11 protein-coding genes are annotated in these 13,229 nt (G+C 67.7%); 5 read left to right on the top strand and 6 right to left on the bottom strand.

The genetic code is table 11. The features are described 5' to 3' along the window. Nucleotides 1-5 precede the first annotated feature (5 nt). From ACSFBL_RS06295 to ACSFBL_RS06285, 3 genes are read right to left on the bottom strand one after another with little or no spacing between them, the layout of a single operon-like run. Nucleotides 6-1,076, bottom strand: coding sequence for a mechanosensitive ion channel family protein (locus ACSFBL_RS06295; RefSeq protein ID WP_435514885.1), 1,071 nt, complete (start codon nucleotides 1,074-1,076; stop codon nucleotides 6-8). Next, nucleotides 1,073-3,307, bottom strand: coding sequence for an FUSC family protein (locus tag ACSFBL_RS06290; RefSeq protein WP_435514884.1), 2,235 nt, complete (start codon nucleotides 3,305-3,307; stop codon nucleotides 1,073-1,075). Before ACSFBL_RS06290 ends, ACSFBL_RS06295 begins: the two co-directional genes overlap by 4 nt. Further along, a complete protein-coding gene (locus ACSFBL_RS06285) occupies nucleotides 3,307-4,344 on the bottom strand; it encodes an inositol monophosphatase family protein (protein WP_435514883.1) in 1,038 nt (345 codons plus the stop codon). The genes ACSFBL_RS06290 and ACSFBL_RS06285 overlap by 1 nt, the downstream gene beginning before the upstream one ends. Before the next feature lie 139 nt (nucleotides 4,345-4,483). Between ACSFBL_RS06285 and ACSFBL_RS06280 the strand changes: the two genes are divergently transcribed. Together ACSFBL_RS06280 and cysE are read left to right on the top strand one after the other, a co-directional pair. Next, the gene (locus ACSFBL_RS06280; protein ID WP_435514882.1) at nucleotides 4,484-5,245 is read left to right on the top strand and encodes an RNA methyltransferase; all 762 of its coding nucleotides are present in this window, start codon (nucleotides 4,484-4,486) and stop codon (nucleotides 5,243-5,245) included. Between the two features lie 36 nt (nucleotides 5,246-5,281). Then, nucleotides 5,282-6,055 (top strand): serine O-acetyltransferase, encoded by a 774-nt coding sequence (cysE, locus tag ACSFBL_RS06275; protein WP_435514881.1) that lies wholly within the window; start codon nucleotides 5,282-5,284, stop codon nucleotides 6,053-6,055. Nucleotides 6,056-6,062: 7 nt separating this feature from the next. On the opposite strand, the gene ACSFBL_RS06270 is transcribed toward cysE, so the two are convergent. Next, complete coding sequence (locus ACSFBL_RS06270) at nucleotides 6,063-7,760, bottom strand: electron transfer flavoprotein-ubiquinone oxidoreductase (protein ID WP_435514880.1); 1,698 nt, start codon at nucleotides 7,758-7,760, stop codon at nucleotides 6,063-6,065. 118 nt (nucleotides 7,761-7,878) lie between these two features. On the opposite strand from ACSFBL_RS06270, the gene ACSFBL_RS06265 reads away from it, so the two are divergent. Both ACSFBL_RS06265 and ACSFBL_RS06260 read left to right on the top strand, forming a co-directional pair. Beyond that, nucleotides 7,879-8,661, top strand: a complete 783-nt coding sequence (locus tag ACSFBL_RS06265; protein WP_435514879.1) for an SDR family oxidoreductase — start codon at nucleotides 7,879-7,881, stop codon at nucleotides 8,659-8,661. A gap of 95 nt (nucleotides 8,662-8,756) precedes the next feature. Next, nucleotides 8,757-10,340: a methyl-accepting chemotaxis protein gene (locus tag ACSFBL_RS06260; protein ID WP_435514878.1), complete on the top strand. Its 1,584-nt coding sequence runs from the start codon at nucleotides 8,757-8,759 to the stop codon at nucleotides 10,338-10,340. A gap of 23 nt (nucleotides 10,341-10,363) precedes the next feature. On the opposite strand, the gene ACSFBL_RS06255 is transcribed toward ACSFBL_RS06260, so the two are convergent. Both ACSFBL_RS06255 and ACSFBL_RS06250 read right to left on the bottom strand, forming a co-directional pair. Continuing rightward, the gene (locus ACSFBL_RS06255) at nucleotides 10,364-11,734 is read right to left on the bottom strand and encodes a sensor histidine kinase (protein ID WP_435514877.1); all 1,371 of its coding nucleotides are present in this window, start codon (nucleotides 11,732-11,734) and stop codon (nucleotides 10,364-10,366) included. Then, on the bottom strand, nucleotides 11,731-12,408 hold the full coding sequence (locus tag ACSFBL_RS06250) for a response regulator (protein WP_435514876.1): 678 nt from the start codon (nucleotides 12,406-12,408) through the stop codon (nucleotides 11,731-11,733). The genes ACSFBL_RS06255 and ACSFBL_RS06250 overlap by 4 nt, the downstream gene beginning before the upstream one ends. 80 nt (nucleotides 12,409-12,488) lie before the next feature. Here ACSFBL_RS06250 and ACSFBL_RS06245 point away from each other — a divergent pair, with 80 nt between their 5' ends. Beyond that, entirely contained in the window at nucleotides 12,489-13,211 is a 723-nt protein-coding gene (locus tag ACSFBL_RS06245; RefSeq protein WP_435515331.1) for a phosphatase PAP2 family protein, read from the top strand. Nucleotides 13,212-13,229 lie beyond the last annotated feature (18 nt).

The following is a 13,229-nucleotide window of genomic DNA, read 5'->3' as shown; positions in this document are numbered from 1 at the left end:
CCGACTCAGTCTGCGTGCATTTTGGGGGCCTGCAGCTCCGGTTCACTCTCGATCCGCACCTTCGGCAGGAACTGCGGATACTCACGCTGCATGAAATCGATCAGCCCTTCGCGCACCGTGCACCGCAGGTCGAACGCAAGCGCGGACGAAGCGGCGGTGCAGAGCACCCGGATCTGCATGGTCCGCTCGGTCGCGTCGGTCACGCGCAGGTTGAAGAAGCGGCCATCCCATTCGGGCGCCGCCTTGACGAGGCGCTCCACCTCCGCCCGCAACGGCGCCAGCGGCATGCCGTAGTCGGCATACACGAACACCGAGCCGAGCAGTTGTGAGTCGTGACGCGTCCAGTTCTGGAACGGGTGTTCGATGAAATAGGTCAGCGGCAAGATGAGCCGCCGGTCATCCCAGATCCGCAGCACGACGAAAGTGCCGTTGATTTCCTCGACACGGCCCCATTCGCCTTCGACCACCAGCACGTCGTCGAGCCGGATCGGCTGCGCCAGGGCAATCTGAAGCCCCGCAATGAGGTTGCTGAAGACCGGCTTCGCCGCGAGACCGGCGACGATACCGATCACGCCCGCCGACGCGAGCAGGCTGGCCCCGACCTGGCGCGCGCCCGGAAAGGTCATGAGCATCAGCGCGCCGCCCGCGACCAGCAGCACCGAGTTGGCGGTGCGGGCGAGCACGCGTGCCTGCGTCAGGATGCGGCGGGCCTCCAGGTTGTCCCTTATGTCTGAAGGATGCTGCTTGACCATGCCCTCGGCGAATCCGCTGACCGCGCTGATGGCGAGCCAGGTGGCGGCCGCGATGAGGAAGAGCCCGTTCAGGTGCCGGACGTTGCCGATGAAGCGAAGGTCGTCGGGCGCCGCTTGCCATATGAGTTGGAGGGCAACGAGCGGCAGCACGATCCGGGCGGCGAGCTTGATGCCGAGCAGCATGGTGTACAGCACCGGCACGGAGCGCGTCAGGCGCTCGAGCACGATCCCGCCGACGCGGTGGATCAGCAGCGCCAGGGGCACCGCGATGAGCGCTGCGACGAGGGGGCCGAACCAGGGGTGGGCGAGGAGTTCCGTCATCATGCGGCGACCTCTTGCGACTCCTCGGCAAGGGACTGCAGGATGCGTGACGCGTCGTCGCGCAGTTGCGCCGCGATGCCCGTTGCAAGGTCCAGCCGGCGCAGCAGCCACGGCGTGATGTCGTTGTCGAAGGGGTCCGGCAGCGGGATCGGGCCGGCGATGGTGGTCGCCGGTGCGCTTTCGGGCATGGCGGGGCCGCTGTTCGGCGCGGTGCCGATCATGGCCTCGATTCGCTGCGAGGTGCGCGCCAGCGGCCCTTCGACTTCGCCCGGCGTCAGGCGGTCGCGGCGCAGCACCAGCATCGACTTGACGGCGCTCAACTGCGCCAGCAACTGGTAGCTGTGCGCCTGCAGGTGTTCCAGCGGTTCGAGCGGCGGGCGCACGGCGCGCGGCTCCGACAGCGAGCGCTGCGTGGCCTGCACCAGGGCCGAGAGGCTGTCGAAGGCCTCCCGGCGCGCGAGCCGCCATTCGAGTTCGGGACTGGCGTCGACCGAACGCAACTGGCCGAGGCCGAGTGCCAGGCGGGCGTGACGCGCTTGCGCGGTGAGCACGCGTGCGACCAGCGCGGGGATCTGCCCGCGCTCCCACGAGGGCAGCACGTAGCAGAAGGCCCACGCCACCGCGGCGCCGATGAGCGTGTCCGCCACGCGCTCGAACAGCGCGAAGGTGGTGCTCATGCCGGTGTTCAGGATGTGTGCCTGGACAAGCCCAAGCACCGTGGCCGCGACGGACGTGATGAGGTATCGCCGGACGGCGAAGCCATGCGCGATCGCCTGCGCCAGTGTCATTGCGATCAGCAGGGCCAGTGGCGTCGGATGCGCGGAAAGCAATCCCACCGCGAACACGCAGCCCAGCAAGGTGCCCGCGACGCGACTGTTGCGTCGCTCCAGCGTCTGCGAGAGGCTGCCTCGCAGCACCACGACGATGGTCAGCAGGATCCAGTAGTCGTGCGAACCCCAGGGCATCGCCAGCGCAATGCCGTAGCCGGCCGCGATGGCGAGCGCGGCGCGGATCGCGTGGCGCAGGGGCGGCGCATCCCAGCGCCAGAGTGCGAGAAAGGGGCGCCACGACCATTCAGTGGGGCTGACGAACATCTGCCAGCTGGCCCGAACCACGGCCAGGTCCGGCTCGATGTCCCCACGCGCCAAGCCCGACAGCCGCAGCACCTCGTCGTTGATGTGACCGATGCGGCTCGCCAGCCCGCGTGCGAGCACGGCCGGCGTGGGGCCGGTATAGCCGCCTTTGGGCGCGGCATCCTCGTCGAGACGGATCGCCGAGAGTTCGTGTCGACGGTCGACGATGACCGGCGCCTGGCGGCCAAGCAGCAACGCGTCGGCCAGCGCCGCCGTGTCATCGGCCAGTTCTTCGAGGATGCGCCGCATCTCGACGAGCGCAGCCGCATGCCCGGGATGCGCCTTGAGCGCGTCGAGATCGAGCTCGCTCGCGAGCAGCAGGTCGCGGAGTTCGAGCACCGTCACCAGCATCCCGGCGAGCCGCTGGCGACGCGGCGTTCGAGGCGATTCGAGCACGATGTCGCGCGCGGCCTGCAACTGGTCGGCAAGCGCCGCCTGTTCGCGTAGCAGCCGGCCGAGCATGGAGGCAGGCACCTCGCGCACGTCGTCTGATTCGTCCTTCGGCGTGAACTGGCAGGCCTCGGTCCGCATGAGCGCGGCCAGCGACAGCAGCAGGTCGGCCATCGTCTGCACGCGGTAGCGGGCGTTGAGGAGGAGATTCGCGAGCGTCGCGTAGATCACGTACAGCCCGGCGCCCAGCCCGAAGTACAGCGTCCGCTCCACGGCCTCGTGCATGTCGGCCGGCGTGGGTGTCGCCATCGAGAAGATCATCGAGAACATGACCGCAATCGCGATCGGGATGCCCCGCTTGCCCCAGGCCATTGCCAGGAAGGCGAAGAAAGTCGCGGGCACCAGCAGCAGGCCGAGCCGCAAGGGCGCGGCATGCAGCAACTGGACGCAGAAGAACAGCGGCAGCCCGATCAGCGGGGCAGGCAGCATCTGGAAGAACTTGCCGCGGCGCGGGGCGGTGAGATCGGGCGGCGCGGTCACGATGACGCCCACGGACGCCGCCGATGCCGCGAGCGTGCCCAGCAACAGGTGCACGCCGCCCGAGATCAGCAAGAGGCCCAAGGCGACCGAGACCCCGTTCGCGATGTAGTGGCTCAGCGCCACGCGCATCGCGGCGCGGCTTCGCTCGGCGGCCGCGCGGTGCGCCTGCATCACTTGGCCGGAGCGTCGCCCTCGGCGGGCGCGGCGGGTGCCTCGCGGCGGATGCGGGTGAGCTTGCGCGGTGCGGGCGCCATTTCCGCGGCGGCATCGGCGGTTTCGTCCGCGTCGGGCGATGCGGTCGCCAGGTCGACGGTGCTGCGCGCGTAGGTGTCGCCCGCCGAGGCCGAGGGATCGACCGCGCGCACGCGGTCGCTGGCGCGCAGCTTGTCGTCCAGGCTGGCGAATTTCGAGTACTTGGCCAGCAGCGGCACCAGTTGGCCATAGATGCGGGGGGCGCCGGCGAGGCACTCGCGCTGTTCGAGGAAATCGGGTTCGCCGGTGAAATTGCCGATCAGCCCGCCCGCCTCGGTCACGATCAGCGAGCCGGCCGCGATGTCCCAGACGTTGAGGCCGGTTTCGAAGAAGGCGTCGGTGAAGCCGGCCGCCACGTAAGCGAGGTCGAGGGCTGCCGCGCCGGGGCGGCGCAGGCCCGCCGCGCGGGGCATCAGGTCGGCCATGATGGCCAGGTACTGCTTGAAGTTGTCGCCCGTGCGGAAGGGGAAGCCCGTCGAGATCAGGCATTCGTGCAGGCGCGTGCGCTTGCTGACGCGAAGCCGGCGGTCGTTCATGTAGGCGCCGCGGCCCTTGGTCGCCGTGAAGAGGTCGTTGCGGCTCGGGTCGTAGATGACGGCCTGCTCGATCTTGCCGCGCACCGAGAGCGCGATCGATACGCAGTAGACCGGAAAGCCGTGGATGAAGTTGGTGGTGCCGTCGAGCGGATCGATGATCCACACATAGTCCGAGTCCTTGGCGCCGTGCTGGCTGCCGGATTCCTCGGCCAGGATGCCGTGCCCCGGGTAGGCGGTGAGCAGCGTCTCGATGATCGCGTGCTCGCTCGCGTGATCGACTTCGGTCACGAAGTCGTTGACCTGCTTCTGCGAGATGCGCACGGCCTCGACGTCGAGGGCGGCGCGATTGATGATGGCGCCGGCGGCGCGTGCGGCCTTGACGGCCACGTTGAGCATGGGGTGCAGGTTGGGGGACGACATTGAATTGTGTGAAGAACGATGAAGGGCGGTGTGTGAATGCGGCCCCCTGAAAAGCGGCCCGGCGATGCGGGCAGCGAGAATCGGGGGATTTTACCGGCTCCGCGCCGCCGGTTCTCCTGGCTTCATTTTCCGAGCTTCCATGCGTACCCGATTCATCCTGATCCAGACCAGCCATGCCGGCAATGTCGGCGCCGCGGCCCGCGCCATGAAGACCATGGGTTTCGACGACCTGGTGCTGGTCGCGCCACGCTGGGCCAACGTCCTGCGGCGCGAGGAAACCATCCAGCGCGCGAGCGGGGCGCTGGACGTGCTGGCGAATGCCCGCATCGTCGAGACCCTGGACGAGGCGCTGGACGGCGTCACCCACCTGTGCGCCACCGCCATGGTGCCGCGCGACTTCGGCCCGCCGACGCGCACGCCGCGCGAGCACCTGGAGCCGCTTGCCCAGGGCGAGGCGCAGCACGTCGCCTTCCTGTTCGGATCGGAACGCTTCGGCATGCGCAACGAGGACGTCTACCGCTGCAACGTGGCGCTCAGAATCCCCACCGACCCGAAGTTCGGGTCGCTCAATCTCGGGGCCGCCATCCAGGTGATCGCCTACGAATGGCGGCTGGCGCTCGGCGCCTACGAGGTTCGCGACGCCACGGCGCCGGTGCGGGCCGCCGACGCCAAGGCCGTGGCCGGCATGCTCGACCACTGGGAGCGATCGCTCGTGGACATCGGCTTCCTGGACCCCGAAGCGCCCAAGAAGCTGATGCCGCGATTGCAGCAGTTGTTCAATCGGGCCCAGCCGACGCAGGAGGAGATCCACATCCTGCGCGGCATTGCCAAGGCCATGACCGATGCGGCGCGGGGCGGCCCGAAAACCCCATCCCATGTAAGCGAAGACCCGGGGTTATAGACTGCGCGCCCCCTATCCATATAACTACAAGCAAGCATGTTTTCGCGGCTGCGTTCCGACATCCAGTGCATCCTCGACCGCGATCCGGCGGCGCGGACGCGCTGGGAAGTGTTGACCCTGTACCCCGGCCTGCATGCCGTCGTGCTGCACCGTCTGGCGCACTGGTGCTGGACCCACGACCTCAAGTGGTTCGGCCGTTTCATCTCGCAGGGCTCGCGCTGGCTGACCGGCATCGAGATCCATCCCGGCGCGGTGGTCGGCGAGCGCGTGTTCTTCGACCATGCGATGGGCGTCGTGGTCGGCGAAACGGCGGAGATCGGCGACGGCTGCACGATCTATCAGGGCGTGACGCTGGGCGGCACGTCGCTCTACAAGGGCGCCAAGCGCCATCCGACGCTGGGTCGCAACGTGGTGGTCAGTGCCGGGGCCAAGGTGCTGGGCGGCTTCGTGGTCGGCGACGGCGCGAAGATCGGCAGCAACGCGGTGGTGATCAAGCCGGTTCCTGCCGGGGCGACGGCCGTGGGGATACCGGCGCGCATCATCCCCTCCAAGGCCGGCGAAAGCGCCGACGTGACCCAGCCGACGGCCAAGTTCTCGGCCTATGGCGTCACGCTGGAGGACGACCCGCTCAGCCAGGCGATGAAAGGCCTGATCGACAGCGCCGCAGGCCAGGAGCACCAGATCGCGCTGCTCTGGCAGGCGATCGAGACCTTGTCGACGCAACCCGGCAAGAAGGATTGCGTGCCGTGCGACGCCGCAAAGGACGAGTCCTTCGAGGCCGACCGGCTGACCCAGTTGATCGGGAAGTGATCCCCGGTCACATCCCCACGTAGTTGGGTCCGCCGCCGCCTTCGGGCGTGACCCACACGATGTTCTGCGTGGGGTCCTTGATGTCGCAGGTCTTGCAGTGCACGCAGTTCTGCGCGTTGATCTGCAGGCGCTCCTTGCCCGTCGTGGTGTCCGGCACGAACTCGTAGACGCCAGCCGGGCAGTAGCGACCCTCGGGGCCGGCGTACTCGGGCAGGTTGATCTCCGTCGGCACGGCCGCGTTCTTGAGCGTCAGGTGCGCCGGCTGGTTCTCTTCGTGGTTGGTGTTGCTGATGAACACCGAGGACAGCCGGTCGAAGGTCAGCTTGCCATCGGGCTTCGGGTAGGCGATCTTCTTCGATGCCGACGCGCGCTTGAGCCGCTCGTTGTCGGGCTGGTTGCGGTGGATCGTCCACGGCACGTGGCCGCGCAGGACGAACTGCTCGATCCCGGTCATGACCGTGCCGACCGTCAGCCCCTTCTTGAACCACTGTTTGAAGTTGCGCGCCTTCTTGAGCTCGGTGTGCAGCCAGCTGCGCTCGAAAGCGGCCGGATAGGCGGTGAGTTCGTCCTGCTGGCGACCCTGTGTCACGGCGTCGAAGGCGGCCTCGGCGGCGAGCATGCCGGTCTTGATGGCGGCATGGCTGCCCTTGATACGGCTTGCATTGAGGTAGCCGGCTTCGCAGCCCACCAGCACGCCGCCCGGGAACACGGTCTTCGGCAGCGAGAGCAGGCCGCCCGCGGTGATCGCGCGCGCCCCGTAACTCAGCCGCTTGGGCGCCTTCAGGCCCTTGTCCTGGCCTTCGAAATACCAGCGGATGTTGGGGTGCGTCTTGAAGCGCTGGAACTCCTCGAACGGGCTCAGATAGGGGTTCTGGTAGTCGAGGCCGACCACGTAGCCGACGATGACCTGATTGTTTTCCGCGTGGTACAGGAACGAGCCGCCGTACGTGTCCGACGGCAGCGGCCAGCCCGCGGTGTGCACCGCCAGGCCCGGCTCATGGCGAGCGGGGTCGATCTCCCACAGTTCCTTGATGCCGATGCCGTAGCTTTGCGGGTCCTTGCCGTCGTCGAGCTTGTACTTGGCGATGAGTTGGCGGCCGAGGTGGCCGCGCGCGCCCTCGGCGAACACCGTGTACTTGCCGTGCAGTTCCATGCCGAGCTGGAAGTTCTCGGTGGGCTCGCCGTCCTTGCCGATGCCGAGGTTGCCCGTGGCGACGCCGCGCACCTTGCCGTCCTCGGTGTAGAGCACTTCGGCCGCCGGGAACCCGGGGAAGATCTCGACGCCGAGGCCTTCGGCCTGCGTGGCCAGCCAGCGGACCACGTTGCCCAGGCTCACGATGTAGTTGCCTTCGTTGTGGAAGTTGGGCGGCAACATGAAGTTCGGCACGCGCGTGGCGCCCGTCTCGGTCATCATCAGGAAGGTGTCCTGCGTGACGGGCTGGTTGAGCGGTGCGCCCAGCTCTTCCCAGTCGGGCAGCAACTCGTACAGGGCGCGCGGGTCCATGATCGCGCCCGAGAGGATGTGCGCGCCGGGCTCGGAGCCCTTTTCGAGCACGACGACCGAGATCTCCTTGCCGTGCGTTGCGGCCAGCTGCTTCAGCCGGATTGCGGTCGAGAGGCCGGCCGGTCCGGCGCCGACCACGACCACGTCGTATTCCATGGCTTCGCGGGGTCCGAACTGGGCGAGTATTTCGTCGTGCGTCATGTGGGTCTCGTCGATAATGATTTGAGGGTGCGAGGCACCGCGGTGGGCCGGGCCATTTTATGCGTCGGTTGCATGGCTTCCGGGCCGTCGCTTTGGCGACTCCAACAGGACCTTCTCCATGGCTTACAGCATCGATCTTTCCGGCCGGGTGGCTTTCGTCACCGGCGCATCGAGCGGTCTCGGCGCCCAGTTCGCCAAGACTCTGGCCCGTGCCGGCGCCGCGGTGGTGCTGGCCAGCCGCAGCACCGACAAGCTGAAGGAACTGCGCGCACGCATCGAGGGGGAGGGCGGCGACGCCCACGTCGTCGAGCTCGACGTCACCGACATCGACAGCATCAATGCCGCCGTCGCGCGTGCCGAGACCGAGGTCGGCCCCATTGACATCCTGGTCAACAACTCGGGCGTGAGCACCACGCAGCGCCTGCAGGAAGTGTCCGGCGACGACTACGACTTCATCTTCGACACCAACGTCAAGGGCAGCTTCTTCGTCGCGCAGGCGGTCGGCAAGCGCATGCTGGCGCGCGCCAAGGGTGCGGCGCCGGGCACTTACATCGGCGGGCGCATCATCAATATCGCCTCGATCGCAGCGCTCAAGGTGCTGCCGCAGATCGGCGTCTATTGCATGAGCAAGGCGGCGGTGGTGCAGATGACCAAGGCGATGGCCCTGGAGTGGGGGCGCTTCGGCATCAACGTGAACGCGCTGTGCCCGGGCTACATTGCGACCGAACTCAACGAGGAGCACTGGGTGACTGCCGGCGGCCAGAAACTGGTGGGCATGCTGCCGCGCAAGCGGGTCGGCAAGCCCGAGGACCTCGACGGGCTGATCGTGCTGCTCGCAAGCGGGCAGAGCCATTTCGTCAACGGTGCGGTGATCGCGGCGGACGATGGCTTCGCACTCTGAAGCACCGGGCTGAAATGTAAAAGGCCCGCCGGGCCCTTCAGGACCGGCGACGCGCTGCCGATAGGGGAGTGAATCACTCCACGACTCGGATCAGCATGTTCCAGCTATTCAATCTCGGCACCTTGCGCATCGCGAGACGGCTCGGTGTCCTCGTCGGCGGCGCCATCATCGGCGTTCTCGCGCTCACGGCGCTGTTCCTTCATTCCGAGCGGAAGCTCATCATGGAAGAGCGCCAGGCCGGCGTGCGGCAGGCGGTCGAGACGGCGCACGGCCTCTTGACCTACTACCACGGCCTCGCGCAGTCGGGCGCGCTCACCGAGGACCAGGCCAAGGCGCAGGCGATGCAGGCCTTGCGCGGCCTGCGCTACAGCGGCAGCGAGTATTTCTGGATCAACGACATGGAGCCGCGGATGGTGATGCATCCGATCAGCCCCAAGCTCGACAACCAGGACCTGTCGGGCAACAAGGACAGTTCGGGCAAGGCGCTCTTTGTCGAGTTCGTCAAGACCGTGAAGGCCAGCGAAGCGGGCTTCGTGGCCTACGGTTGGCCCAAGCCGGGCAGCGAGAAGCCGGTCCCCAAGGTGTCGTACGTGAAGGGCTTCATGCCCTGGGGCTGGATCGTCGGCTCCGGCGTCTACGTCGACACCGTGAACACCGCGATCCTCCAGCGCCTCGCCGAATTCTCGGCCTGGGCGCTGGCGCTGGCGGGCCTGTTGTCATTGCTCGGCTGGCGCATCTCGCGCGGACTGCTCAGGCAGCTCGGTGGCGAACCCGCTGCCGCCACCGAGGTGGCGCACCGCATCGCGAATGGCGACCTGGCGGCCAGCGTCGCGCTGAAGGCCGGCGACGAATCGAGCCTCATGCATGCCATCGAACACATGCGCTGCAGCCTGGCCAAGGTGGTCGACGACGTGCGCACGGGCACCGACAGGATCGCCACCGCGTCGAGCGAGATCGCGACCGGCAACCAGGACCTGTCCTCGCGCACCGAGGAGCAGGCAAGCTCGCTGGAGGAGACGGCCGCGTCGATGGAGCAGCTCACCAGCACCGTGAAGCAGAACGCAGAGAACGCGCGGCAGGCCAATCAGCTGGCGGTGTCGGCGTCCGAGGTGGCGATCAAGGGCGGCGAGGTCGTGGGCCGGGTCGTGGAAACCATGGATTCCATCAACGCGTCCTCGCGCAAGATCGTCGACATCATCGGCGTCATCGACGGCATCGCCTTCCAGACCAACATCCTCGCGCTGAACGCGGCGGTCGAGGCGGCTCGCGCCGGCGAGCAGGGCCGCGGCTTCGCGGTGGTCGCGGCGGAGGTGCGCAACCTCGCGCAGCGCTCTGCGGCGGCGGCGAAGGAGATCAAGGGCCTGATCGACAACTCGGTCGGCAAGGTCGGCGCGGGCAGCGCGCTGGTGGCGGAGGCCGGCAAGACGATGGAACAGATCGTCGCCAGCGTCCGGCGCGTGACGGACATCATGGGCGAAATCTCCGCGGCAAGCCACGAGCAGACCTCCGGCATCGAGCAGATCAACCAGGCGGTCACGCAGATGGACCAGGTCACGCAGCAGAACGCCGCACTGGTGGAGGAGGCCGCTGCCGCTTCGCAGTCGCTGCAGGAGGAGGCCGGCGACCTGTCGCGCGTGGTGAGTGTCTTCAGGCTGGATGCGGAAGTTGTCGCCGGCTAGCAGGTGCTTGCTGATTTACGTGGCTACGCCGGTCGCAGCACGATTCGCGCCTCGAAGCCGCTCGCGGCGCCGTTGGGAGGCGATGCGAGATCGAGCCGCGCACCCAGCTTCTCGACGATCGTGCCGACGATGGACAGCCCCAGCCCATAGCCGGCTCGATCCGATCCGTGCCGCACATGCCGCTGCTGCAGCGTGCGCAACTCGTCCGCGCTGACGCCGGGGCCGAAGTCGCGCACCGCCAGCGTGCAGGGTTCCATCACCTCGATCACCACGCGGCCGCGGCCATAGCGCAGCGCGTTCTCGACCAGATTGCGCAAGGCGATCGCGAGGGCGTCCACATCGCCGAGCGCGATCGCCGTCTCGTGGTCCGGCACCTTCAGCGTCAGGCGTTCGTTCACGCGCGGGTCCTGCCAGAACTCCTGGGCGACCGTGCCCGCCAGCTGGACCAGATCGATCCGCGCGCGTGTCAGGGAGGCGCCCGATTCGGCCCGGGACAGCTGCAGCAGCTTTTCGGTGCGATGCCCGAGCATCTGGAGCGCTTCGAGTGCGGCCAGCACCTCGTCGCGCTTGAGATCGTGTTCCAGCGCCGTCTGCAGACGCAGCCGCGCGGCCGCGAGCGGCGTGCGCAGTTCGTGCGCCGCATTCGCGGCCAGCGCCCGCTCGACGTCGAGCGATTGAGAGAGTCTCTCGAGCAACTGGTTGACGTGGTCGCCGACCGAGCGCAGTTCCTTGGGCAGGCCTGGGAGCCGGATCGGACGCAGGTCGGTCCCGCTGCGCTGTTCGATCTCGCCGGCCAGCTGCTGCAGCACGCGCAGCTCCGTGCGTGCCACGTTGCGCAGCACGAGCGCCAGCAAGGGCAGCACGGCGCCCAGCGGGATGATCAGGCCCAGCAGCGTGCGGTTGAGCGCGCTGCGGCGCTCGTCCAGCGGATCGGCGACCTGGAAGAACAGGTTGAGCGAGGGATGCCGCACGGTGTAGATCCTCCAGCGCTCGCTGTTGGCGAAGCCGGGCGCGAGCGGGACATCGAAGGCGTCGACGGGCGCCTCTGCCGACCGCAGCAGCACGCGCTCGTGCGTGTCGACCACCTGGTACATCACCGCATCGGTCGAGAAGAGCTGCGGCGGGGCGATCAGCGGAGAGGGCGCAGCGGGGTTCTCGTGCCGCAGCTTGTCGAGTTCCTGCACGGCCATGTCGAACATGCGGTGCGAGACCTCTACCAACTCGTTGTCGAAGTTGTTGTTGATCTCCCGGTCCACATACCAGACCACGCCGAGCACGCACAGCAGCCACACGCCCCCCACCCAGACGATCAGCGTCCGCGTGAGCTGGCCGGCCAGGGAATCGCGTCTCCCCAGCGGTTCGAGGCTGGCCTGCCGCAAGAGCTTGAGGTTCATTCGTCGTCGTCGTCCGCAGCGAACGACAGTCGATACCCCAGCCCGCGCAAGGTCTGGATATGGTTGCGGCCGAGCTTGCGTCGCAGGCGGCTGATGAAGACCTCGAGCGTGTTGCTGTCCGCCTCGTCGCCGAAACCGTAGAGCGCGTCCGCGAGGTTTTCGCGCGTGTGGATGCGATCCGGCCGCGTGGCCATCACGCGCAGCAGCGCCCATTCCTTCTGCGTGAGCGTGACGGGCATTCCGTCCTTGCGCACCATGTCGCGCCCGAGGTCGATTTCGAGCGTGCCGAGTTGCAGCACGGGCGAACTGCTGGCGCTGCGCCGGCGCTCGACGGCTCGCAGCCGGGCCAGCAGTTCGGCAGGGTCGTAGGGCTTGATGAGATAGTCGTCGGCACCGGCATCGAGCCCCCGGATGCGGTCCGTCACCTGGTCCCGGGCGGTCAATACGATCACGATGGGTCGCTCGCGCAACGCGCGAACAGTGGGCAGCAAGGAGAGGCCATCGCCGTCGCCGAGGTGAAGGTCTAGCAGCACCGCAGCGTATTGCACGGCGGAGAGCGCGGCCCGCGCTTCTGCCAGACCGGGCGCCACGTCGACGACGAAGGCCTTCGCCTCCAGGTAGCTGCACACGGCGCTCGCCAGCGCGGCGTCATCTTCGACCAGCAATATGCGCACGGCGCCGTCCTTTCGAAAAACAGGAGTCTAGTGCCGCTTCAGCCTGGGTTCAGCCGTTGGCGCTATGCTGGTCGCTCATGATGCGTTCCGCGGTCTCTCGCTCCCACCTCCTCGTTCCCACCCTGATTTCGCTGGCCTTGCTGCTCCTCTGGGATGCGGCCGGCCTCGACCTTGCGCTCGCCGCCTGGGTGGGTACGCCGACAGGGTTCCCCTGGCGCGACAACTGGTTCCTGGTCAAGGTCGTGCACGAAGGCACGAGATCCTTGAGCTGGGTCCTTGTCATCGGACTTTTCATTTCGATTCGCTGGCCGGTCTCGATCCTTCGACGGTTGAGTGCGGTCGAACGCGCACAGCTAGCCGTGACGACGGTGGCTTCCGTGCTGGTCGTCTCCCTCATCAAGTTCAAGAGCTCGACCAGCTGCCCGTGGGACCTTCAGGCCTTCGGCGGCGTGGCGCCCTATGTCTCCCATTGGGCCTGGGGCGTGAGCGACGGGGGCGGCGGGCACTGTTTTCCCGCGGGCCACGCATCCGCCGCGTTCGCCTACCTCGGCGGCTACTTCGTGTTTCGTCGGCGCTCGCCCGGCATTGCGCGCGCCTGGCTCGCATGCGCGCTGGTCGCAGGACTCGTGCTCGGGCTCGCGCAGCAGCTTCGCGGCGCCCACTACATGAGCCACACGCTGTGGACAGCCTGGCTCTGCTGGGTGTCCGCCTTGGTCATCGATGCGCTGGTGCAGCAGGCTTCGAAGCTTCGCAGCGGACGGCGGGCGGCGCAGGCGCCCACCCGCAAGCTGAATGAAACCTGACCAATCCATTCAGCGACT

This window comes from Variovorax glacialis, from assembly GCF_051216375.1.
GTDB lineage: Bacteria > Pseudomonadota > Gammaproteobacteria > Burkholderiales > Burkholderiaceae_C > Variovorax.
The sequence above is the reverse complement of the archived record's forward strand: the minus strand, read 5'-3'. Positions and strand labels throughout refer to the sequence as shown.